This is a genomic window from Pigmentiphaga daeguensis (genome assembly GCF_039523035.1).
Classification (GTDB): domain Bacteria; phylum Pseudomonadota; class Gammaproteobacteria; order Burkholderiales; family Burkholderiaceae_B; genus Pigmentiphaga; species Pigmentiphaga daeguensis.
Window position 1 is genome coordinate 1 of the sequence record NZ_BAAAEN010000024.1, and the last position, 22,629, is coordinate 22,629.

Annotated in this window: 24 protein-coding genes; 5 read left to right on the forward strand and 19 right to left on the reverse strand. The window is 63.9% G+C overall.

All coding sequences use genetic code 11. The annotated features are described in order from the left end of the window. The first annotated feature begins 138 nt into the window (after positions 1-138). Entirely contained in the window at positions 139-714 is a 576-nt protein-coding gene (locus ABD104_RS23675; RefSeq protein WP_343928319.1) for a TOPRIM nucleotidyl transferase/hydrolase domain-containing protein, read from the forward strand. A 2-nt stretch (positions 715-716) separates the two neighbouring features. Then, entirely contained in the window at positions 717-2,126 is a 1,410-nt protein-coding gene (locus ABD104_RS23680; RefSeq protein WP_343928320.1) for a DUF2130 domain-containing protein, read from the forward strand. A 10-nt stretch (positions 2,127-2,136) separates the two neighbouring features. Here ABD104_RS23680 and mobH read toward each other — a convergent pair whose 3' ends face one another. Then, entirely contained in the window at positions 2,137-3,984 is a 1,848-nt protein-coding gene (gene mobH, locus ABD104_RS23685) for a MobH family relaxase (RefSeq protein WP_343928321.1), read from the reverse strand. A gap of 307 nt (positions 3,985-4,291) precedes the next feature. Between mobH and ABD104_RS23690 the strand changes: the two genes are divergently transcribed. Genes ABD104_RS23690 through ABD104_RS23700 form a run of 3 tightly spaced genes read left to right on the forward strand, consistent with a single transcriptional unit; the run spans position 4,292 to position 5,457 of the window. Beyond that, positions 4,292-4,609, forward strand: a complete 318-nt coding sequence (locus ABD104_RS23690; protein WP_014596084.1) for a type II toxin-antitoxin system PrlF family antitoxin — start codon at positions 4,292-4,294, stop codon at positions 4,607-4,609. Then, positions 4,609-5,067 (forward strand): type II toxin-antitoxin system YhaV family toxin, encoded by a 459-nt coding sequence (locus tag ABD104_RS23695; RefSeq protein ID WP_023124769.1) that lies wholly within the window; start codon positions 4,609-4,611, stop codon positions 5,065-5,067. Before ABD104_RS23690 ends, ABD104_RS23695 begins: the two co-directional genes overlap by 1 nt. A gap of 27 nt (positions 5,068-5,094) precedes the next feature. Beyond that, the gene (locus ABD104_RS23700; RefSeq protein WP_343928322.1) at positions 5,095-5,457 is read left to right on the forward strand and encodes a DUF3742 family protein; all 363 of its coding nucleotides are present in this window, start codon (positions 5,095-5,097) and stop codon (positions 5,455-5,457) included. A gap of 13 nt (positions 5,458-5,470) precedes the next feature. Here ABD104_RS23700 and ABD104_RS23705 read toward each other — a convergent pair whose 3' ends face one another. The 18 genes from ABD104_RS23705 to traD all read right to left on the reverse strand — a co-directional run bounded on the left by ABD104_RS23705 (position 5,471) and on the right by traD (position 22,627). Further along, positions 5,471-6,994 carry a conjugal transfer protein TraG N-terminal domain-containing protein gene (locus ABD104_RS23705; RefSeq protein ID WP_343928323.1) on the reverse strand — a complete coding sequence of 508 codons (1,524 nt, stop codon included), beginning with the start codon at positions 6,992-6,994 and terminating at the stop codon, positions 5,471-5,473. Between the two features lie 15 nt (positions 6,995-7,009). Next, positions 7,010-7,381, reverse strand: coding sequence for a hypothetical protein (locus ABD104_RS23710; RefSeq protein WP_343928324.1), 372 nt, complete (start codon positions 7,379-7,381; stop codon positions 7,010-7,012). After that, positions 7,378-8,784: an integrating conjugative element protein gene (locus tag ABD104_RS23715; RefSeq protein WP_343928325.1), complete on the reverse strand. Its 1,407-nt coding sequence runs from the start codon at positions 8,782-8,784 to the stop codon at positions 7,378-7,380. Before ABD104_RS23715 ends, ABD104_RS23710 begins: the two co-directional genes overlap by 4 nt. A gap of 10 nt (positions 8,785-8,794) precedes the next feature. Continuing rightward, positions 8,795-9,742, reverse strand: coding sequence for a TIGR03756 family integrating conjugative element protein (locus tag ABD104_RS23720; RefSeq protein ID WP_343928326.1), 948 nt, complete (start codon positions 9,740-9,742; stop codon positions 8,795-8,797). Then, positions 9,739-10,185, reverse strand: coding sequence for a TIGR03757 family integrating conjugative element protein (locus ABD104_RS23725; protein ID WP_343928327.1), 447 nt, complete (start codon positions 10,183-10,185; stop codon positions 9,739-9,741). The genes ABD104_RS23720 and ABD104_RS23725 overlap by 4 nt, the downstream gene beginning before the upstream one ends. 164 nt (positions 10,186-10,349) lie before the next feature. Then, positions 10,350-10,844, reverse strand: a complete 495-nt coding sequence (gene radC / locus ABD104_RS23730; protein ID WP_343928328.1) for a RadC family protein — start codon at positions 10,842-10,844, stop codon at positions 10,350-10,352. 187 nt (positions 10,845-11,031) lie between these two features. Further along, positions 11,032-11,796, reverse strand: coding sequence for a DsbA family protein (locus tag ABD104_RS23735; RefSeq protein ID WP_343928329.1), 765 nt, complete (start codon positions 11,794-11,796; stop codon positions 11,032-11,034). Positions 11,797-11,811: 15 nt separating this feature from the next. Continuing rightward, positions 11,812-14,721: a conjugative transfer ATPase gene (locus tag ABD104_RS23740; RefSeq protein ID WP_343928330.1), complete on the reverse strand. Its 2,910-nt coding sequence runs from the start codon at positions 14,719-14,721 to the stop codon at positions 11,812-11,814. Beyond that, positions 14,721-15,170: a TIGR03751 family conjugal transfer lipoprotein gene (locus ABD104_RS23745; RefSeq protein WP_012205987.1), complete on the reverse strand. Its 450-nt coding sequence runs from the start codon at positions 15,168-15,170 to the stop codon at positions 14,721-14,723. Before ABD104_RS23745 ends, ABD104_RS23740 begins: the two co-directional genes overlap by 1 nt. Further along, positions 15,151-16,560, reverse strand: a complete 1,410-nt coding sequence (locus tag ABD104_RS23750; protein WP_183149632.1) for a TIGR03752 family integrating conjugative element protein — start codon at positions 16,558-16,560, stop codon at positions 15,151-15,153. Before ABD104_RS23750 ends, ABD104_RS23745 begins: the two co-directional genes overlap by 20 nt. Beyond that, the gene (locus ABD104_RS23755) at positions 16,550-17,488 is read right to left on the reverse strand and encodes a TIGR03749 family integrating conjugative element protein (protein WP_425543356.1); all 939 of its coding nucleotides are present in this window, start codon (positions 17,486-17,488) and stop codon (positions 16,550-16,552) included. Before ABD104_RS23755 ends, ABD104_RS23750 begins: the two co-directional genes overlap by 11 nt. Further along, positions 17,485-18,177 carry a PFL_4703 family integrating conjugative element protein gene (locus ABD104_RS23760; RefSeq protein ID WP_022579863.1) on the reverse strand — a complete coding sequence of 231 codons (693 nt, stop codon included), beginning with the start codon at positions 18,175-18,177 and terminating at the stop codon, positions 17,485-17,487. The genes ABD104_RS23755 and ABD104_RS23760 overlap by 4 nt, the downstream gene beginning before the upstream one ends. Further along, positions 18,174-18,584, reverse strand: a complete 411-nt coding sequence (locus ABD104_RS23765) for a TIGR03750 family conjugal transfer protein (protein ID WP_023124764.1) — start codon at positions 18,582-18,584, stop codon at positions 18,174-18,176. Before ABD104_RS23765 ends, ABD104_RS23760 begins: the two co-directional genes overlap by 4 nt. A 13-nt stretch (positions 18,585-18,597) precedes the next feature. Further along, entirely contained in the window at positions 18,598-18,957 is a 360-nt protein-coding gene (locus ABD104_RS23770; RefSeq protein ID WP_012205982.1) for a TIGR03745 family integrating conjugative element membrane protein, read from the reverse strand. 16 nt (positions 18,958-18,973) lie between these two features. Further along, positions 18,974-19,207: a TIGR03758 family integrating conjugative element protein gene (locus ABD104_RS23775; RefSeq protein WP_012205981.1), complete on the reverse strand. Its 234-nt coding sequence runs from the start codon at positions 19,205-19,207 to the stop codon at positions 18,974-18,976. Then, complete coding sequence (locus tag ABD104_RS23780) at positions 19,204-19,587, reverse strand: integrative conjugative element protein, RAQPRD family (RefSeq protein ID WP_343928331.1); 384 nt, start codon at positions 19,585-19,587, stop codon at positions 19,204-19,206. The genes ABD104_RS23775 and ABD104_RS23780 overlap by 4 nt, the downstream gene beginning before the upstream one ends. Positions 19,588-19,685: 98 nt before the next feature. After that, positions 19,686-20,447: a TIGR03747 family integrating conjugative element membrane protein gene (locus tag ABD104_RS23785; RefSeq protein ID WP_343928332.1), complete on the reverse strand. Its 762-nt coding sequence runs from the start codon at positions 20,445-20,447 to the stop codon at positions 19,686-19,688. Continuing rightward, positions 20,444-22,627 (reverse strand): type IV conjugative transfer system coupling protein TraD, encoded by a 2,184-nt coding sequence (gene traD, locus ABD104_RS23790; RefSeq protein ID WP_033940518.1) that lies wholly within the window; start codon positions 22,625-22,627, stop codon positions 20,444-20,446. Before traD ends, ABD104_RS23785 begins: the two co-directional genes overlap by 4 nt. Between the last annotated feature and the right edge of the window lie 2 nt (positions 22,628-22,629).

Below are 22,629 nucleotides of genomic sequence, written 5' to 3' on the forward strand. Positions count from 1 at the left end.
TGAGGCCGAAGCGCGATACTATCGGCAACTTGCAGCGCCGACTGTGGAACCTGTTTTACTTTAACCAAAAAGCCTCCGCGATCCCCGGTGCGATTCACAGTGGATGGTGATGTGGTCGACCGCAGACTCGACCATAACGTGGCCGATCAGCTTGCCATAGCACTCTTCGCGAATCGCGCATTTCTTGTGGAGGGGACAACCGAATCGGCTGTGTTCTACGGTATTGGCGATAGAACTTCTCCGGGGGCTCTTGAGGCAGCAGGTATCTCGATTGTTCCAGTCGGCAGCAAGACATCAATACCTCTCGCGCATGCGATTCTGAAATCTATTGGTGTTCCAGTCTATGCGCTTTTTGATGCTGACGGTGGATTTGAAGTGCGCGCCAAAGCTAAAAACAAAAAGCAAGATGACATAGATCGGGAGCGCAAAAATCATGCGGTAGAGAACCGCAGGTTAATGCGGTACTTCGGCTTGCCTGAAGAAGATTTTCCACCTGCCACCATTTCCGAAGTCGCCGCGATATTTGATGATCACCTTGAGGCGTTTCTGTCCGCGAACTGGGATGAGTGGATATCTGCCTGCAATATTATTGAGACTGATGCCGGAATAAATCTTGCGAAGAACCAGCTCGCATACCGGACTGCGACACTCCGATCAGGAGGCGAGGTGCCAGAAATGCTTGCGCAGATTTTGGTCAAAGTGGAAGGTAAGTAACCATGCATGAAATAATCTGCCCTCACTGCAGGAAAGCATTCAAGATCGACGAAGCTGGGTACGCGGACATCCTGAAGCAGGTTCGAGATAGCGATTTCGAGAGACAGTTACATGAACGGCTAGAGTTGGCCGAACAGGAAAAACGCAATGCGGTTGAGCTGGCTGAGGCCAAGGTTGCCAACGAATTACAGAAAGCCGCATCCGCCAAGGATGCCGAGATTCAGGAGCTGAAAGCCAGGCTTGATGCCGGAGAGGTTGCGCGGCAACTCGCCGTGGCCGAGGCATTGAATGCGGTGGAAAAAGAGCGTGACACGCTTGCAAATGAATTAGAACAGGCGAAGCGCGACAAGCAAGCTGTATCCAAGTTGGCAGAGGTCACGCTCATAAGCGAAGTGCAAAAGGCCGCTGCAGCAAAGGAATCGGAGATACAGGAACTTAAGGCGAAACTCGACGCCATTGTTATTGAGAAAAAGCTTGCCATTACTGAAGCAGTCAACGCAGTCGAGAGAGAGCGTGACGAAATGAAGAGCGGCTTGCAACGGGCAGAACTTGAAAAGCGTCTTGCCGAGAAATCTTTGAAAGAAAAGTACGAGACGCAGATCAAGGATCGCGATGACGCAATCGAGCGTCTACGGGACATGAAGGCGCGATTATCGACCAAAATGGTTGGCGAAACGCTAGAGCAGCATTGTGAGACCGAATTCAATCGAATTCGCGCTACCGCATTTCCAAGGGCGTATTTTGAGAAGGACAATGATGCGCGCAGCGGAAGTAAGGGGGACTACATATTTCGCGACTCAGATGAAGCTGGAACTGAGATCGTCTCGATTATGTTTGAGATGAAGAACGAGAATGATGAAACCGCCGCCAGGAAGAAAAATGAAGATTTCCTGAAGGAGCTTGATAAGGATCGCACTGAGAAGGGTTGCGAGTATGCAGTGCTGGTTTCTCTGCTCGAACCTGAAAGTGAGCTATACAATACGGGAATCATTGATGTGTCCCACCGTTACCCAAAAATGTATGTTGTCCGGCCGCAATTCTTCCTCCCCATCATCACCCTGCTACGAAATGCGGCAATGAATTCGCTCAAGTACAAATCCGAGCTGGCGCTCGTGAAGGCGCAAAATATCGATATCACGAATTTCGAGGCCCAGCTGGATACGTTCAAGACTGCATTCGCCAAAAACTACGACCTCGCCTCCAGGCGATTTCAGACAGCAATCGATGAAATCGACAAGTCGATCGATCACCTACAGAAGACAAAAGAGGCCCTGCTTGGCACCGACAGAAATCTTCGACTCGCGAACGACAAGGCGCAGGACGTGACGATCAAGAAGTTGACTCGGAGTAACCCAACAATGGCTGCGAAGTTTGCCGAACTCAAGAATGGCGGATCTTCTGGTGCTGAATGAGTCTGGTCATTTACGTCGGAAGCACGGCCAGGTAGGGGTTGTTTTGTGGCATTTCACAGAATACCGATTGTGGCGGAAGAAGCAGGTAGCCGTGTAGCTTCCGTGATTTTCTGGGGCCTGTGACTTCGCAGGTCCAGATGTTCAACCCACTCGGCTGCTTGCGATGCAATTGCAACCGCTCGAAGCGCTTCTGCACCCACTGCCAATCCTGCAGGTTCTCCTGTTTGGCCAGCTTTCCTAACTGCGGGTGTTCCTGCGCATAGCGCTGGAATACGCCAGGGCTGACTAGGTAGGCGGTGTCGCTCACGGTATGCACCAGCGCTTTTGCATCGTTGATGATGAGCCGCCGCGTGGCGATGCCCTGTTTCAGCCACGCCATGAAGTGCTCGCCGGATGGCTGTGTCGTCGAGGATGTGGAGGCCGGCCGCGAAGGCGCCGCGGCAGCCAAGGTCGGCGGGGGCGTATCGGCAAGAACGATGGGTATTTCGTCCGGGACGGTTTCCACATCCTGATCGGTGGTTGGCGAGTTTCCCGTTCCCACCATCGCCAGCATGTCCGCCATGGCGTCGGGTATGGCCTGTGCCTTGGATGGAGGGGCCGATGCAATGCCGCTAACTTCCGCTGGCGGAGCGTTTTGGTTCTCCAAGGCTGACGCCGTGCCGTCCGCAGAAAGGATGGCCCCTGCCTCGGCAGCTTCGCCTGCCAGTGCCGCGTCGATCGTCACCGTCCCTGCAAACGGCGCCGGTCGCTCACCAGATTCCCAGATCAGCGCGGGCGCGAGGCGCAACAGGGTGAACGAGTGGGTCCAGCCGGTGGAACTGGTCACGGTAGCACGCCAGATCGCTTTGCCGTCCGGCGTGGGCTGCAACATGCCGTGATCCTGCAGCACGTTGAACACGGCGGTGTTGTTCGCAGGAATGCCGTCAATGCCCTGTGATAGTAGATGTGCCCGAAGCTTGTCCGAGACCGTCTTGCTGACTAGCCACAAACCATCCTCGGTGAGCCAGCCATCGGAGGCTTCGGGTTGGTTCAGCTTCAGCTCCTCCTTGAGCAGGTAACGCAGCCCGTCCAGCAGCTTGCGTTGCAGTGCGTGCTTGGGCGCGACCATGGCGCGCGCAGGATCGCCGCCCAGTTCCTGGGCCACGGAAGCACGGTCGGCCTGCACCACCAGTTCGCCCAGCACGCCAGCGTGCTCGTACTGCCCGGCCAGGACGTAGAGCAGCGGTGCCCACAGCGACGGATAGCTGCTGAGCCAGTCCAGAACTTCGCGGTCAAGCAGTTGCCGGTAGAGCAAGCCCGTCGCGGCGCTGTGGAGTCGGTACTCGCGATCGTCACGGTAGCGGAAGCGATATGGCTGGTGCAGTGGGCCGTGCCACGGATGCCAAGTGCTGCCGTCGGCCAGCTCCACGTGCAGATCGACGGCGACCTTGCCGATGTCGTGCAGCAGTGCGGCGTAGGCGACGGCAGCAGTCCAGGCTTCGGCTTGCGCGGCCTGGTCCTCGGGGTTGGCGCCGATGGGCAGCAAATGGGACTGCCGCAGCTTGAGGCTGTAGGCGACGATTTCCAGGCCGTGGTCGAGCATGCCGCCTGGGTAGGCATGGTGATGTGCTTCGGATGCAGGGAAAGCCTGAACCAACTCGGCATAACGTTCCATCGGTGTGCGGTACAGCGCGGCGAACTGCTTGCGCGAGAGCGAGGTGCGCTGCCAGATGTGTTCCAGCAGCTTCTGCCGGCGCGGTGTCGCCAGCAGCGATGCGGCCGATTCCGGTTGCAGCAGCCCTTTCGGGAGATCGGTGACGGGTGCAGGCGACGGAGCGGCAGCGACCGGAGGCCGTTTCCGCTGGAACAGAGAGAGCATGTGGGTGTCCTGGTGGCGGGCAAGCGGGCGGCCTTTTCGCCTTTTCGGGTAGGGCCTTTCCCCTTGCACCCCATTCCCTTGCCGTTTCGGCCCTTTGGCCTTTAGAAGCCTTTGGATATAGAGCGGTGAGCATTGGTTGTCCACCGTCAATGCGGGTATGGCGGGGCCGGATTGATGCAGGAAGGCTGGCTGTTCCCACCCTACGATGAGATTCATTGTTGGATGCTGGAGGACCCCGGTGAGACCTTTCATTGACGAGGTAAGGATATTTCCTTACAATACGGGCATTGCGATCAAGAGAGCCGCCATGCCTGCCATTCACGAAGTTGCCACGCTGACCTCCAAAGGCCAGATCACGCTACCCAAGTCCATCCGACAGGCACTTGGGGCCGATACCGGCAGCAAGCTTGCGTTCGAGCTTCGTGGCAGTGAGGTCGTCGTGACCCGCGCCGATGCCGAGCACGAGGACCCGGCCATTGCCGCGTTTCTGACCTTGCTGGCCCGCGACATTGAAGCGGGTCGGAATGTGCGCGGCCTGCCCGAGAATCTGGCTCGCACAATGCTGGAGCACGCGGGGCACAAGGTGGACCTGGGCGATGATTTCGATGAGGACGTGGAAATCTGATGCAACAGCATGGCTGGACACTGCTGTTCCACGACAACCTGATCGAGCAGTTGATGAAGCTGCGCGCGGCTGTGCTGCGCGCCCAAGGCAACGACCCGGAAGGGTTCGGATCGAACGCCAACGTCAAGTTCTTCCGGGCCTTGACCCAGTTGATACAAGACGTGATACCGAGCGATCCGGCGCGCGACGAATACCGCCAGGGCAACACCATGGGGCCGGCCTATCGCCACTGGCGGCGGGCCAAGCTCGGAAGGCGATACCGGTTGTTCTTCCGCTACGACTCGAAGGCGAAGGTCATCGTGTACGCCTGGGTCAACGATGAACAGACCCTGCGGTCTTCGGGAAGCAAATCAGACCCGTATGCCGTGTTCGAGAAGATGCTCGGGCGCGGGAATCCGCCGGACGAATGGAGCGCATTGGTACAGGCAAGCAAGCAGGATTGGAGCAAACTGGAGTAGCGATCTCACATGTAGCAGGTGACGACCATGAACACGACGACCCGCATCAGCACCGCAGAACGCCTCGGCCGCAGCTTTGGCCGTGGATGGCGTGGATACCTTCGTCGTGAACAGCGTGTCGCACGGTGGCTGGTGACGCTTGGAGTGCCAGTAGGGGGGGCTGCGGCAGTGCTTTGGATCGTCAAACTGGCCGTCCTTGGTGTGCTGCTCTATTCCGCGTTCTGGCTGGCATTGCTGCTGGTATTTGCGGTGATTGCAGCGGGAGTCATGGGGAACGCTGAACTGGATGATGAGCCACAGACAGAATGGCGTACTGGGCCGCTGGGATTCGGCCTGTACCATCCCGATGGTTCCAGGATCGACCCTCACGACCCTGATGCCGAGGCGTAGGACTCCGGGTTGTCTACTTCCTGCCACCTGCCTTTATCAGTGCGCCACCTCCCTTACTGCCCGCTGTCTGCGCATCCTTGGTGCCATTGATCAATGCCTGTGCAATGGCTCCAGCATGGAGACCTGCCCAAGTGAGGGCAGTCATCCAAAAGGCTGGCAGCACCAAGAACATCGTGCCCATGACGAACATCAGGAGCATGTCCCCGAAGGCGTTGTTCAGCCCCACCAGCGGGTCGAAGTTGGCGTGTTGCCGGTTCCAGCCGAAGCCCCAGCCGTAGAGCGCATCGAGGATGGTGCTGTCGATCCAGCGCGCGAGCTGGAACCAGAAATCGACGAAGAACAGCGCGAACTGCACGACGCTCACGGTAACGACGGTCTTCAGGTCGTAGGTGCCCACGACCAGCACCAGCGGGATGCAGATGACCAGCGCCATCTTGAGCAAGGCGAGCACCATGGGCAGCGCCTGGCGCACCACGTCCATGGCGGGAAACGCGGCCATCGCGCCGACAGCCATGCCGACGTCGCCCGTGGCCCGCGTAACGATGTTCGGCAGGGTCTTGTCGATCTGGCCGCCGTAGTCTGTATAGACGCTGCCCTGGTTCAATTTCTGCTGCCGTGGCGAGGCGATGGTGCGGATCACCGAGTCGTCCACCTCAGCTCGGCTCAGGAAGCCGGCCCAGCCCGCTAGGCGATTCAGCAGGCTTGGGTCTACCTGCCCCAGCAGGCGCGCGCGCAGACCATTGCTGCCATCGGCCCACCACTGCCTGCAGGACGGATAACCGCCACCGCTGGCCACCTGCGCAAGCCCCGCGTCGCGGGTGCTGTCGTAGGGCCAGTCATCGCGTGGTGTGCTGGAGCGGTAGGTGTCGTAGTAGCCGCCGGTGTCCGTGAAGAAGCGCGAGCCGATCCAGGTCACGTCGTGCATCTGCGCTTCATCGAGGTTTGGGCGCTGCATGAAGAGCTTGGCGCGCGCCGGTCCGTAGCAGTCGCGCGAGAAATCCGCCACTTCCTGAGCCAGCACCGGGTCGTCGATGCGCGTCGCGTCGATCTCCATGCGCATCTGCCGCAGATCGGTCCCGCAAGGGATCGCCGCCACCGAGGCACCGGTCACTGCTCGCGAGAGTGTGTGCATAAAGGCCCACCAGACGGGCACCTTCGCCGATTGGTTGTTGATAGTACTGAAGGACTGTGACCAGCCGGTATCGGTGGGTTGCGGCACGCTGACCTGGCATTGGGCCGAGCGTGCGCTGTCGTAGCGGATGGTGTTGAGATCCACGTCGATGAAGGGGATGCCGGCGAACATCACCACCACGATGGCGACGAACACCCGGTTCTCGATGCGCGCAGCCGAAAGCACGCCCTTGTTGCCTTCGTCGGCACCCTCCGCACGGGCCTTCAGCCATTCCTGCACGATGATGGCAATGAAAGGCAGCGCGAATACACCGCTCGCCACCAGCACGGCCCAGATACCGTTGTGGACGATCCACGACACCAGCGTCAGGTAGTACTCCAGGTAGTCGGTGGTGAAAAGCGTCATGACCCCGATCTCCCCTCAAGCGGCCTGCATCAACAGGCTGGCTTCCAGCGCCACAATGGCGGCGACGCCGGCGATCTCGCTGCGCAGCAGGCGCCGTCGCGCCTGCCTATCCGCTCCGCGCTGGGCCTCGCGCGCCAGCAGTCGGCGACGCATCCAGACCCAGCCGTAGGCTGTCGCGCCGTACAGGCACAGTCGCCACACAAGGAAGTAACCCGCCGTGGCCGTCAGCCAGCGCTCCCAGCCGGCGATGCTGCCGACGAGATAAATGCCGACGATGTTGGCGCCCACAGCGGCGGCGACGAGCACCACCGTCCACAGCAGCGCCTTCGCCGCGCGCCGGTTGAGCAGCCAGCGCGGGCGCAGCCAACTGGCACGCGGCGGGTTCATGGGTTGCCTCCCGGATTGCCCTTCTGAAGCCGGTCGAGGCGGTCGGGAATGGGATCGCCTTCGTAGATGCCACGTGAGCCAGCCGCGCGCGTGCCGTGGCGCTGGATGATGGCCATCGGCGAGTTGTTCGCCAGCTCGCGGCGCAGCTCCAGCTCGGTCTTGAGGTTGCGGATTTCCTGGTCGAGCGTGTCGCTCTCGTGGTTCACGGCCTCGACCGCCAACTGGTTCGCCGCGACGTTGGGCTCCTTCTTACCGGTCAGCAGGGTGCGCTGGAGCAGCAATGCCTTCTCCAGCACCGACGCCAGCGCGACCTCCGAGGCCAGGCGCCGCGCCAGCAGGTCTTGATCCGGCTCGTCGCGCAGCGCCTCGATGACGCCGCGCGTGATGGGCAGCGAGGTGCTGCCAGCCGCGCGCAGGTTCTCGAAGGTGGTGTTGCGCGTTCCCGAGACCAGCTCCTGCAAGGCTTCCAGCTTGGCCTCGTATTCCTCCTGGATCAGCGGCGTCAGCCCGACGCCGGGCACCGTTTCGGTCTTGGTGCAGGCATCGCAGGTGCGCTGCACCTGTTCCCCAAGAACCCGTGTGGCCCATTCAGTCGCTTGTTGTGGCGACGTCCAGGTCTGGCAGGACAGGCTCGCGCAACTGGCGGAAGCGATGGACGACGTGTCGGTCACGCTGCGGCCGTTGACCAGGTTGTAGCCCGCGCGGGTGACGTCGCCGACCACGCGGATGGCCGACTGGCCTGCGCCGCCCGCATTGCTACCACCCACCCAAGGCACGCCGTCGTTGCCGCGGCGCGTCTCCGCCTGTTCAATTGCCGACACGGCATCCGTGCTCGACACCGCATCGCGCAGTGCCATGCCTTCGGCCATCTGGCTCCAGCCGAGTTGTCCGCCCGCCGTGTCGGCCATCTTCTCGGCCATGGCACGGCAGGTCAGCTTGGAGCGGTCGAAATCCAGGCGCGCCTGCAGCACGCCGTTGGTCAGCAGGTTGTACAGGCCGGGATCGGCGCGCTGGATGATCAGCGCAGGCAGCGATGCCACCGCGCTGGTGGCGCTCTGGATCACGTTGCTCATGATCTGCTGAAAGCCGTTGGTGACGCCGTTGAGCTGGTTGCGCAGCGTGGTCTGGATGCTCATGTCGCCGCAGATCAGGTTGCTGTTCCAGCCCACGCCAACGCCGATCGAGCGCATGCCGGCCGCGCGGCCCATGGACACCGCGCTGCCGCCGCCAATCGAATACATCACTTCGTCGCCGATCACGGAGCCGCCGGTCTGAAATCCGGCCTGCGCCCACGCCAGGCCGCCGCCAAGAACGAGTGCGCCAGCCAGCAGCCCAGCCAATACCGTGGGACGCAGCAGGCGGCACGCCTTGGTGGAGAGGTTTGTCAGTTCAGGACGCTTCATCGCCGTACCCTCATTGGAAATCGACGCTGCCGAGGAACACCTGGCCGCGACGTTCGCAGCACGCATAGGGCCGCCACAGCGACCAGGCGTAGTCGCCTTGCTGCGCCTGGGTCAGGAAACCGCTGCGCGGGAACACCGTGCAGGACGAGGACAGGACGGGCGTGAGTTCCTGCCACTTGCCGGTCGAGGCATCGCCTTCCATCAGCGCGCCGGCAGGCCAGTAGCCGGGCCGCGAGTTGGCGAGCAGCGGCTGATAGACGTGAATCTGCCCACGGCGCGTGACGACATCGCCGGCGCGCTGGGCCACCACGGCGCCAGCCTTGTGGTCGTCGGCCTGGTGCAGGAAGCCGCCGCGCGGATACACGTTGCCCCACAGGTTCAGCGTGGTGCGCGCGCCGACCTCGCGCCTGCCCGGAATCAGCGCCTCCGGGTAGGCCATCTCGGGCACGTTGTAGCGCCAGGCCAGCGTGTCCAGGGTGCTGAGCAGGTATGGCATGAACGCCGTACCCGCACCCTCGCAGAAGTAGCCCGACGATGAGACGAACTGGTTGAACACCTCGACGCCGGGGTGGCCGATGACGTCCGCGTTCTTGAACTTGGCGAGATTGTTCTCGTGGTCTTCGTTGGTGGTGCCGTCTCCGCCGGCCTGGGCCGAAGGGTTGGGCGCGCTCATCGCCCGGACTTCGACCCAGGGGTTCTCGCCGGTGTTGCTGTAGCTGGAGACGACCGCATCGGGGATGTAGTGGCGGACTTTGATGGACGTGCGCACCGTGCAGCCCGTCCAGGTGCAGTAGAGCCAGTAGCAGATGCCGACGACGCGGTATTCGAGGCAGTCTGGCGATGCCACCGAGCCAACGATGGTGGCGGTGTTGAGGGCATAGCTGCCCGTGGCGCTGAGCAGCAGCACTGAGGCCACGCCAGCGCGCAGGCGGCGCATCCGCTCGAAGGGTCGGGTCATGGCTGCGGCCTCCGGTGTTGCGCAATGCGCGCGACGGCACGGGCCACGTCCGGCTCGCCATAGACCACGTAACGCTGATCCACCACGACGGACGGAATGCTGGTGACACCCAGGCTCCATGCGTCGGCGACGCCCTGGTATGCGGAAGCGATGCGGCGCTGGAGGTCGGCACCGCCGTTGTTCAGGCGGCGCTTGACGATGGCCGTGGCTTGTTCAGGGTCGGCGGGCAGCTGTGCGGAAAGCTCGGCTTCGATGCGCGGGCCTTCATCCAACTCGATCAACCGCTCGCCACCCATGGTCTTGACCGGGTGGCGGCTGTCGGTGAAGACCACCACATCGGCGGCGAAGGTGGCTGGGCTCAAAACAGCCAAGGACGCCGGCAGTGCAACGGCCAGGCCAAGGGTTCGCCAGCCGGATGCGAAGCGGAATAAAGATGCTGGCATGTCGCGTGCCCTGGAAGTTGATCAGAGCCATAGTCGAACGCGAACCGGCTGCCGCCCCAACAAACAATGCGCATCGCGGGCACCCCGCATACCTGTTCGGTGCTGCCGCATGGAAAAAAGCGGAGGCCGAAGCCCCCGCTGTGATCAGTGAACCACGGGCCTTCCTACAAAAGACCGGACTCGGCGAACGAGTACGGTGTGCCCTGACCAATCACGAAATGGTCGAGTACCCGCACGTCGATAAGCGCCAAGGCCGTCTTCAACTGCTCGGTCAGCAAGCGATCCGCATTGGATGGCTCGGTGGTGCCCGAGGGGTGCTGATGGGCGAAGATGACCGCAGCGGCGTTCAGTTGCAACGCTCGCTGCAGCACGACACGCGGATAAACCGAGGTCGCATTGATCGTTCCATGGAACATCGGCTCCACGGCCAGCACGTCGTGCATGCTGTTCATGAACACGACGACGAATATCTCATTGGGCTCGGCGACCAGCTTCAAGCGAAGGTAGTCCCTGACCGCAGCGGGCCGCTCAAGACGTGGCCCTGCTTTGAAAACCCGCCGCTCCAGCAACACGATGGCTTGCTGGATGATCCAGTCCTCGTTCTGAACAGAAATATCGGAAAGCGACTCCAGGCAGGAGTCATTGATGACGACAGACATGGCGAACCTCCAGGCAGGGAAATCGGAGGGCGCACATGCCCCCAGGAGGGCAGGCCCTCCTGGAAATGGAACAAGGGAACAAGGTGCATCCATCACCACAGCAGCGGTGATCGTTCGCGGCCAGGATGCGAGGCGAACGGGTAGCGGTCAGCGCAGCGTGCTGCGCCGTAGCCTCAAAGACTGCGGGCTACCTGGGCATGTCGCCGACGACGTCGGCAGGCATTTCGGTGGTGGGTGAAGCGACCGAATCCTCAGCCGCCAGCATGTCCATGGCCGACAACAGCGCATCGCCTTCGATCGGCCCCTGCAGCAGGATCGCCTGGCCGGTCTGGTGATCGTGCAGACGAATCGAAGGCGTCGCGGTCACGCCGCTCTTGGTAGCTTCCTCGGCCTGAGCGCGAATCACCCTTTCGGGTCGCTCGCTGGCCAAACACTGCACGACGGCTGGGTTGAGGCCGGGATAGCGCAGGCCCTCGGGCAAACCCAGGCCGTCACTGCGCGTGTGCGCATAGACCCATTCGATGGCCTGCCAAAAGGCCGCATGCCCACCTGTCTCGGCGGCGCACTCGGCCAGGCGTGCCTCGGCGGAGGCGGCCGGTTCGTGCGCGGCCAGCGGCTGGTGCTGCCATTGCAGGGCTACGTCCGCGTTGGCACCCACCCAGCGCTTGAGCTGCGGGAAGTACGCTCGGCAGAACGGACATTCGAGGTCGGCATAGAGCGTCAGCGTGAACCGGCCCTCGGGGTTGCCCATCTGCCAGGGAGGCCCGGCCATCTGCGCCGTGCTGACCGGCGCGGGAGGCAGCGACGCGGGTTCGCTGGGAATGCGGGACACGAGCCATATCAACAGCAGCGCGATCAATCCAGCGGCCAAGAACCAGGGCCAGCGCTTGCGCGAGCGCCGATGGCGGAACGCCTGCACCGGCATAGGAATGGAAGGAGGTTTCGGTTTCACGGCAGTCTCCGGCGGCTATTGCGGCAGGCCCAAGGCTGGCGACTCGATGCCGCGCGCCTGGTCGATCTTCTCGGCCACCTTGAAGGCCGCGTCGAGTTCACTGATGCCGTGCTGCTGCATGAGCTGATAGCGTTCCGCCTTCTCTTCGGGTTCGGTCTGCGCCAACGCCAAGTAGAGGCTCGGCGGCACCGCCCGGAAAAGCACCTCCATCGACTTGGACAGGATGACGCCCTCGGTGAACTTCCCGGCTTCCTTGCGCGCGGAAAGCATCAATGCTTTCTGCGCGGGTGACAGTTCGCGAAACCGGGCAATCTTCTCCACCTCATCGGGTGGCATCGACAGGCAGATCCACCACTCGATCATGTTGAGCATGGGTTCTGCGGCGCGCGGCAGGTCGTCGATATTTTGTGTGGCAAGCCAGAACCAGGCCCCCAGCTTGCGCCACATCTTGGTGATCTTCACCACGTAGGGGGCGAGCAGCGGGTTCTTGGTGATGATGTGCCCTTCGTCGGTGACGTTGATGATCGGGCGGCCCAGGTACTGATCGCGCTCGGCAATGTTGTTCACCGTGCTGATCAGGCTTATGTAGGCAATGGAGAGCTGCGCGTTGTAGCCCTCGCGGGCATAGGTCGCCAGATCGACCAGGGTGATGTCGGCTTCAGGCCACGGCGAGCCGTCGCGGTCGAACATTTCGCCATCCGTGCCTTGGCAGAACATGTCCATGGCATCGGCCATCTCCAGCAGTCGCACACGCCGCATTTCCGGCAGCGTTGGGTCTTGGCTGCGCGTGCGCAGCGCGTTTCGCACATCGCGCGTGAGCACGGTGCGCTTCTCTCCATCCTTGCTGTGGCAGTGCTCGGCGGCATCGAGGATGCACTGACGAATCAGTGAGCGGTCGGCCCGCGTCATCCGGGCTTCTTCCTTGTCTTCGCCGCCGGTGATCATCAGCCGTGCGGTGATCTCCAATTCGCCCAGCACGTCGCGCTGCTCATCCGCCTCCATGGCCACAGCATCGGGGGGCAGGTCTTCATCCAGCGCATCGGCGTCGAGCGTTTGCACGTCGCTGGGCGTCTCGATCAGCCGCCGCGCATCCGCGAACGGCGCCAGGGTAACGCCCGAGCCCGGCGCAAGCTTGACCCGATTCACAGTCAGACCCAGGCGCCGGGCAAAGTCGCTGAACAGGCCGAAGCTGTTGCCGGCCTCCACAATGAACAGCCGTGGCCGGTAGATCGCCGTGACCTGATTCAAGAGGTTGTTGAGGGTCGCCGACTTGCCCGAACCCGTCGGGCCGAACAGAAACAGGTGGGCGTTCATCTGCCGATCCAGGCGGTTGAGCGGGTCGAAGGTGATCGGCCCGCCGCCGCGATTGAACATCGTGATGCCTGGATGCCCCGTGCCCTGGCTGCGCCCCCACACCGGCGAGAGATTGGCCGCATGCTGCGCGAACATCAGTTGCGTGTACCACTTCTTGCGATCCTGGCTGGGGTTGTAGCAGCACGGTAGCCAGCGCAGGTAGCTGTTGAGCGGCGCTACTTCGTCGTCCTCACGCACCGGCTGCAAGCCAGCGTTGAGCATCACGTTCGCCAGATCCAGACCGCGTCGGTCCAGCTCGGCCTCGTCGCGCCCGCGCAGATAGAACGCCAGCGTGCCGCGATAGAGCTTGTGCGCGCTGCCGATCAGGGAGCGGGCTTCATGCACGTCCTTGAGCGCCTGCTCCGACGCCAGGGTTTCGCCGACCGCTTTCTTGGCCAGGTGGTTCAAGTCCGCTTCAAGGACATCCTGCGGCGTGGCGACCATCGTCAGGCAAAGGGTGGTGTCCTCGGGCATCTGGTCGAACAGCGTGTTGATGGCATCGCCTTTGCGTGTCTCGCCGGTCAGGTGCCCTGTGCCCGGCGGCATGCGCAGGCGGTCGGTGATCAGCACGCGGTGCGGCAGGCCGTCGAAATGCCAGGTGCCCTGCGCCACGTCGGAGCGCGGCTGGCCGAAGAACAGCCGCTGGCTGAAATCCCGCCCGCTCGCCAATTCGATCTCGCCGTCTTCGCCGGCCTCCGTACTGTCGGGGTAGCGCGCCAGCGCATAGAAGCGCTCCCTGTCTTCGGCCCCAGGCCCAAGCAACGTGGGACGCGGGTTGAACCAGCGCAGCAGCCAGTCGTGAACATCCGCAGCCACCATGCGCCGGGCCTGAATGCCGGCGTTCGCCAGTCCGCCGCACAGGCGGTCACAAACGATATTGAGCATCTGCTCGGGCGTCTGCCCGCGGCGGCTGTTTTGCCCTTGGCCGGTCACGCGGCGATAGACCACCATGCGCACACGCCGGGTCTGGCCGCGCCAGCGCAGCCGTGTGACCACCGTGTCCTCGAACAGACCGCCCGGCTTGGCCACCGCGCGCAGGTGATGGCCGAAGAAGCGCAGGTAGAACTCGGTGAACGCCGTCTCACGGGCGCGCGGCTGCACATAGTCGCGCAGGGTCTGCATGTACTGGTCGAAACTGGGCTCGTCCTGAGCGTAGAGCTGCAGCACCCAGGGGTTCTCATCCAGTTCATCGAAACTGTCCTGCAGCGCGTTTTCCAAGGCATCGCGGGCCTGCGCGAGCCAGCCAGGTTCCCGGCCTTCGGTGCCCAGCGGCACCAGCTCGTAGAACGCCGCCACCGATTGCCCGTCCTCCAGCAACATGGCTTTCGACTGCGCCAGGAACTCCACCCAGGGCAGCAGTTCCACGAACGACGGCGCGACCTCGTACAGCGCCTGCTCGTCTGCCAGGGTCGCCGGCCTGCGGCCTTGCACCGCCGTGCCGGGTTCGGGGATGCCGACCTGGCGCAGTGCCTCGACGTGGCGTTGCCAGCCGTCCGGCTGCTCGTCGTCGTCAGCATCGGATGCGGCCAGCTTCGGCGCGGTCGGCTTCGGTCTGGGGAGTTTCCAGCGCATCAGTAATCCTCCACGCGCTCGCCTGGCATGGCGTACTGCACGCGCTGGTACAGCGGGAACACGGTCGTATAGCCCGGAATCGGCACCGGGTCGGTGCCCGCCAAATGCGGATACACGTACATCACGAGATCGGGGTTGGGCAGGCGCTGGAACTGGCGGTAGACCTCGTTGCGCGCCGTGCGCGTGTAGCGCATCTGCTCGGCAGGCGCGGCCTGCACGTCCATCTCGGTCAGCGGCCTGCGCAGGCTCTGGCGCGCATCGAGCAACTGCCTGCGCGCTACCTGGCCGGCACCACCGCCGCCGTCGCCGGCGTTCTGCTGCCAGATGTTCATCATCGTGCTGTCGCCGTGGGTCAGCAGCTTTTCCTTGCTGGTGGCGCAGCCACCGAGCAGCGCGACGGCCAAGGCCAGCGCCAGGCCCTGAGCCCAGCTATTCAAGTTCGAGGGCATGGCTTTCTCCTGCGCGGTGATCGACCTTGCGGCCTTCGGGATCGAAGTCGATGGCGAGCGGCTTTTCGAGGTGGACGGCGACCTTGGCGCCGGGCTGGACATACACGGCAGCGAAGGCCTGGCCGTAGAGCTTGTTGACCCAGCTCGACATGTCCTGGACGCCGCTGGCGAGAATCCGGCCCACGGCTTCCTGGCCGCTGATGCCCACGCTGCCGATGGAGCCGTCGGCGCCGACATAGGACGCCCTGCCACTGTCGGATTCGATCAGCGAGGCCACGCCAGCCCCAGCCGCCGTGATCAGCGCCTGGGTGCCGAGGTACTGCTGGGCGTTGCTGCGCCGCTCGCCGCTGACACAGGGAATGCCGTGCGGGTCGCTGATCCAGCCCAGGCCGTCGCGTTGTTGGTTGTTCTGCTGGTTGCCCTCACGATCCTCGGGGATGGTGCGGATGGTCCCGTCATGGAACACGAAGGTGATGCTGCGCACCTGGCCGCGCACGCAGGAGAGCGTCCAGTCGCCCGATGCGGTGCCGGAGAACACGGCCCCGGCCACATCGGGAATGTCGATGCCGTTCGCGGTCAAATTGTCAGGCCCGACCAAGACCTTGAAGGGGTATGGATCGTTCACCGTGCCGTCGATCGGCACGCGGCCAATCAGCGCCGTCATCGCCACCGACCCCATCAGCGTCGAGTTCGTCGGCACGGTATAGACAGGCGTCGCGCTCTTGACGCCAGCGGCGCGTGCGCCCGCGTTCGCCACGGTTTGCGCTGTGGTTTCCAGCGTGCTCTGTGCGGAACCGAAGCTGGTGGGGAAGCTTATGCTGCCATTCGGCCTGCCGCGCCCGTCGCTTTGTTTCGCGTCATCCGGCTCCACCCAGCGCATACCGCCTTCCATGCCGGCCTCGTCGCCGTCACGCAGGCCCAGCCCCACCGGTAAATCGGCATGGCCGCCGCCACGCCCGCCGATGCTGTCCAGGCGTTGCTGCAGGTCGGCGAGCAGCCCCTCGGTCTGCTGGCGCGCGCTGGCCGCCTGCTGCTGGTCGCGGCGCAGGTTGGATCGCTCGGATTCGAGCGCCGAACTGATGCGCTGGTCGATGGCGTTCTCGCGCTGGCGCAGTCGCTGGTTCTCCTCACGCTGCGACCTGTTGTCGGACAGCGCGGTCTGAAGCTCGGTGCGCAACTGCTTCACCTGGGCAACCAGCGTCGCCACGGTGTCGCGCGGGGTGTCACCCTCGATGCCCAGCGCCTTCATTTCCTCCGGCGTGAGCCTGCTGCTGCCGTCCGCGACAGGCGGCGCCGACGCGCCGTCACCGGAGAACAATCGGATAGCGACAAACAGCACCAGCAGGGCCACGGGGATCAGCAGCCATTTCAGGAGTCCGTTACTGCGCATGGCGGGCCTCCCTGTCGTCGCGGGCTGCTGCTTTGGGCTGCGGGAGATGCACAGCGGGGTCGAAACGATGAATCGCTGGCAGCAACGATTGCGCGAGGCCGTGCCCGCGCGTCACCAGGTACAGGACGGTGGTGTCCTCGGGGGTTCCGCGCGGGCCAAGCGCCTCGTGCTGGAAGGTGGCGGTGAGGAAATCCCCTTGCAGCACGCGCGGGTCGAGGCTGATCCAGTCGCTGCTACTGTTGGTCAGGCGCACGGCAGTGACCCACTGGTCTTCCAGGCGCCACGAGGCGAGCGCGACCGCGCGTGCCGGCAAGGTCGGCATCAGCGTGCCGAGGTCGAGGTCGCGGCGCAGGTTGACCCGCATGACGCCTGGCAAGGCTTCCACGGTGCGCAGCGGTGCGTAGAGGTTCTGCGCAGCAAAACGTGTCAGCACGACGGGGATTGGCGTTTCGCGCCGCGCCGTCCGGGGGGCCGCCTCATCCTGGGCGCGCGCCTGGGGCGCATCGGCACCGTCAGGCTGATCGCCATAGCGCGCTGTTGAGTTGTTGCCCTCGACGATTCGCACCGGTTCCAGCTCGGCTTCGCCGTCCTTGGGCGGCTCCGCCGCAATGTCGAGCAGGATCAGCGCGCCGGTGTCGGCGTCCTGCAATTGCAGCCGAGTGGGCTCGATCGGCTCGCTGGCGCGCAGGTACACCGCGCCGCCCGCGCTCTGCACGCGCAAGCGCTCACCGACGCCTGCGGGAACGCCGACGCGGACGTTTCGGTCGATGAACACGATGCGCTCCTGGCCGACCTTCAACGGCACCGCCAGCGGCATGCGCTCCCAACGCAGGATCTCCACCGCCTGGACAGCGGGGGACACGACCACTGCGGCGGCCACGGCCAGCAGCCCCAGCAGCGCGAGTACAGGATGCTTCATGGGCTTCATGGGGAATTACCTCCTTGAGGCGCTTGCGGCGTCAGGCCACCAGGCACCGGGCGCGTCGGCTCCGGTGCGCTGATGCGCTGGGGCGTGCCCTCGTAGCAGTCGAGCACCAGGCCGAACGGGTTGCGTGCGGGATCGACGTCCACCCGCGCGACCTTTACGGGGTAGCGCACCAGGGCGCGTTTGACCTGCTCGGCGCCGTAGTACTCGTCGGCGCTGATGTCCAACGTCACCACCCAGTCGCGGTCGGAGATCACACGCACGCGCGCCGTGGGGTTGTCGCCATAGCTGCGACCGGGAATTTCGTAGATGCCACGCACCCGCTGGCGCAGCTCGCCCGTGCTGCGGCGGTAGTCGTAGTCCGCCTTGAGGAATGCCTGGCAGGACGGGGTGAGGTACGGCGAGAGCGTATGGAGGTTGCGCGGGTAATCTTCTTCGCCATTCGTCGGCCAGCGGTTGAGGGTCTGGAACACGTAGAACGTGAACGCATAGACCGACTCGGGCGGCACTTCCCACCACTTGCGGGTACTGCCGGAGCGCAGGTCAGGCGGGACGTGGATGGTCAGATCGCGCGGTGCGCTCCACCAGCCGCCGCCCATGACCAGGGCGACGATGACCAGCGCACCCGCGCCGAGGCGCAGCGTCTTGATGTGCGCCTGCAGGTGGGTGATCTCGTTCTTGAAACGGCTCATCGCGCGCCCCCGTGCATGCCCCTGCGGATGGTCCAGAAGCCGGAGCGCGAGATCAGCACATGGCCGCCCACCCAACCGGCCATCAGCGGATGGCGCGTGGCAATGCGCCACTGCAACTGCCGGTACAGCCAGGTGTCGGGACGCCCACGCTTGAGACGGCGCAGGATGCCGCCGCCGATGAAAACGCCCAGCGCCACGCCCAGGACAACGAAGGTCGGCGCGATGGCAATGGTGCGTAACACCCAGGACAACGGCGCGCCAACCACCAGGCCGGCAGCGCCGGACAGGCCGCAGCAAATCCACAACTCATCGGCAGTGAGGCCGCGCACGACCACCGGGTGCCTGTTGAGCCGGTGTGGAAGGAACGTGACTGTCCCATCGGCACGGACATGCTGTTGCTCGGACATAGCCCGTCCTCGCTTACAGGATGCCGGTGGCTTCGGTGAGCAGCCAGATGCCGATCACGAGCAGGACGGCGCCGATGGCGACCGTGAGACCGAACTGCCCCCAAGTCTTGCGACCGGTGTGGATTTCCGCGTAGGTGCCGTAGGCGTGGTAGCACACGCCAATGAACATCGACGCCACCACCAGGAGGGCCACGAGCATGATGATGTCGTAGCCGTAGTTCCTGATTGTTTCCATGATGCCGCTGCCGGCGCCGCGGGTCGGGTTTTCCAGCTGCGGCAGACCTTGCGCAAACGACAGCGCGGGCAGCGCGGCGGCACCCAGGGCGACGGCGGCGCGTTGGACAAAACGAGTAGTGAGGATGCGGTTTGGCATGGTCAATCCCTTCAGGTCAGGAGAGGAGGAAGAACGTCATGACGAGGTACATCGCGACGAAGCGGATGCAGACGCCGAGGAACTGGCGTTGGTTGAGGCGGTTCTCGGCCCACCCCACGTAGGCCGTTCGGATGGCCCAGACGCCCCAGACGAGCAGAACCGCAAACACGATGCCGACCAGAACGGTCGCCATCGCGGACGGCGCGATACCGCTGTTGGCTTGAAATGCCGAGACCTGGGCGCCGTTCATGGTCTGCCCTGCGCAGTCGTCGGCAGCGATGGCGGGGCGGTCCGCTCGGTGCGGTACTCACCAGCCAGTTCGGAGAGGTCGCGTGGCTGGGCGCGCGACGGTGTGAGATGGGCCTGGATGCCGGCGCGCACACGCGCCAGATCAGCCAGCAGTCGTGGGTAATCGAAGTGGTAGCGCTCGCCCGGCTGGATGGGAACCTGTGCAGCGCCGCCCGCGACGGTGCGCTCCAGCGCATCGAGCTGGCGCAGCGCAGCGACCAGCTCCTGGCGCTGTGCTGGGGATTCGGCCAACGCCATCGAAGACTGCCCCAGCAGCAGGGCAGTCACGAGAAAAGTGGGCACGCCGCGATACGCGGCGCGCAGCCAGATCGGAGCCAACATCGCGCCATTCCTGTGTGATCAGCAATGGCTTGATCGTGGCGATCAGAGGCGTATCAGGCCGCAAACAATAAGAACCTGCGGATGACCGGATTGATGGCCTAGAGATACTTCTTGAAGCTCCCTGCAGTCAGGCTCACGGCCAGCCCCAGCAAGCCGGCGCTGGGCAGCAGGATCAGCAGCGGATGCACCGAGATCGGTAGCGCCAGGTACGTCACCCAGGGCAGCACGGCCAGCGGCATCAGACTGGCTTTCGCTCGGTGGTAGATGAAGCCGGATTCGCGGCCCGCGCCGAACCGGCGAACGTCACGCCTCACCAAGCCGTCGATCAAACCAACAAACGCTGCTGTGAAGATCAGCGGCAGCGTGAGCGCCAGGACCAGCAGGCGCACGAGGAAAGTAAGCGTCGTGAAGGCTGCGGCGATCAGGTAGCTCTCCGTCCAGACATAGACCTGGCTGATGAAGTAGCGGAAGTTGCGCCCTCCGTCCTGGTTTTTCCCCTGGCTGGGCGCACGGGCGCGCTCGGCGGTCTGGCTCATGCGCTCCAGCAGCCCCGATCGCACGAACACCCATTCGTAGCCAGTGTCCACCAACTCGTGCGCCGTGCGCCCCGGCTCCTGCACGACTACGCTGCGCGTGAAATGCTTGGACAGGTGCCCCAGCTCGTACTGCAACATTTGCTGAGAGTGCTGCCAGCCTTGATCCTTCCAGAACAGGTGCATGCCGATGCACTCCATCAGGATAGAGAACAGCAGCGAGCCGACCAGCACCCCGAGCAGCCGGAACGGCAAGGTAATGGTGCCGACGATCAGGCCCTGGCGACGGTTCTGCTCACGCTGCGCAGTCGAGGCGGCGTCGCTCATGGCGCGGCCTCTTCGCTGGCCGTGTCGCCCGTGTCGGTGATGGGTGTGGCGATGGCCGCCTCATCGAGCAGGTCGTTCGGCAAGGCCGCGTCCTGCAAGACCGGGGAGCTGGTGAACTCCCACCACTGCGTGGCCTCGCTGTAGCTCTGGCGCATGTGTCCGGCCAGTTGCTGCAAGTCCGCCGGCATCACTTCATCCGGGTCTGGCGCGGGCAACGGCATGCGAACCTTCCAAAGCTGGCCACCCTGCAGCAGCGCGAAGCACTGGCCTTTGGGCAGGCCGACGACGTGCGATGGCTCGATCATCGGCACGCTGGACATGCTGATGCGATCCTGGGTGTTTGACGTAAAGTCTGTCGCTCCACGAATGTCGGAGCTGTCGGTCGCGCCGCTGACGATGGTGGTCGTATAGACCTCGACCTTCGGCAATTGCCGGGTCAGCAATTCAGCGGTAGCCGTCTCGCGCACGCGCAGCATGAACAGGTTGTTGAAGTTGCCGATCACCTGACCGGCCTTCGCCCGGTTGCCGATGCGGGCCTCGATGTCCGAGAGGGTCTGCGTGTACGCGGTGACTTGCAGTCCAGCGCCGCCGCCCTTGTTGATCAGCGGGACGAACTCGTCGCCCATCAACTCGTTGAACTCATCGGCATGGACGTTGATCGGCACGCGCGTACCAGCCGATGCGCCCGGCAGGCCGTCGTCGATCCCGTGCTTGTAGATGTGACCGGCGACCGAAACCAAGTCGGAGAACATGGAATTGCCGACCGCCGCAGCGACCTCGGCATCGGACAGCGCATCCAGGCCGACATAGACCACGGCGCGCTTTCGGATCACCTGCATCCAATCGAAGATCGGGCGTGGGTCGGCCAGGTCGGAGTAGTTCGGAGCCAGAAGCTGGGCGATCTTGCCGCTGGTGAGCTTCTCCAGCAGCGGCAGCAGCGATGCGACGATCTTGTCGAAGTAGGTCTTGTCGTAGCGCACTGCCGAGCGCAGGCCGTCGAGCACCGGGTCGTAGTTGCGCGCCTGCGAGAGGTACTGCTCCAGCGCCACCACGCGCTTTTCGCGCCCGATCATGTTGCGCGGGATGTTCTTCTCGTTGAGCTTGGCCTCGATCTGGACGATCACCTCCCATGCCTTGGGCTCGGTCTTGGCGAAGTAGTGCTGGGCATATTCGATGAACAGCGCGTCGATGTTGATCACATGGCGCTGGATCAGCATGTAGTCCGGGCGCTGCCCCAGTTCCACCAGGGCGCGGGCGATGATGTTGACGAAGCGCCACGCAAACTCGCGAAATGCCGCGCTGTTGCCTTCGCCGGAGAGTTGTCCTGCAACACGGGTGGCCACCTCGCTGATGCGCCCAAAGCGGCCCACGGCGTTGTAGCGCGCGGAAATGTCCGGCCAGCCCAAATGGAAGACATAGAACTCGCCATCGCGGCCCGCACGCTTGGCCTCGACGTACACCCGTTTCAAAAGATCGGCGTCGCCCTTGGGGTCGATGACGATGACGACCTCGTGCTCGCCGTCGGCGTTCTTGCGCCGGATGTCCTGGGTCACGAACAACTCGGCCAACCGCGTCTTGCCCACGCGCGTGGTGCCCAGCACCAGCGAATGCCCGACGCGCTCACCCAGCGGCAGGCTGACGTCCACCTCATCGGGTTCGATGCCGTGCAGGCGCGGCAGGCCGCCCACAGGCGGCAGCGGGCGCACCGGGTTGAAAGGCACATCCCAGCCCGTGAGCGCAGGCAGCCGGGACAGCGGGAACGGCGCGAACTCCAGCCGTTCCTCCAGCCTGCGCGCCAGCCGGTAGGCCGGCGTTGGTTCGACGTAGCGGCGAAATTCCGGTCGGTACGTCTGCATCAGCCGATGGGTGTGTTTCTGCTCCCACAGAAACCCCCGCCCGACGAACAGACGCTGCTGGCTGACCGGCACGTCCTTGCTGGTCATCACGTAGCGCGGCAAGCGGCGAATGTTGCGCCGGTAGCGCAGGATGACGCGGGCATCGCGGTAGCGAATGGCACCGTAGGCGCAGAACGCCAGCGCACTGCCGACGCCCATTGCGGGGCTCAGCGCGAGCGACCACGGGGCCACCAGGGACAGAAACGCGGCGCCTGCACACGCCGCGACGGTATAGAACTCCACCGCTGGGCGCAGCAAAACCTCGACCGGCTGTTTCCCCGACATGG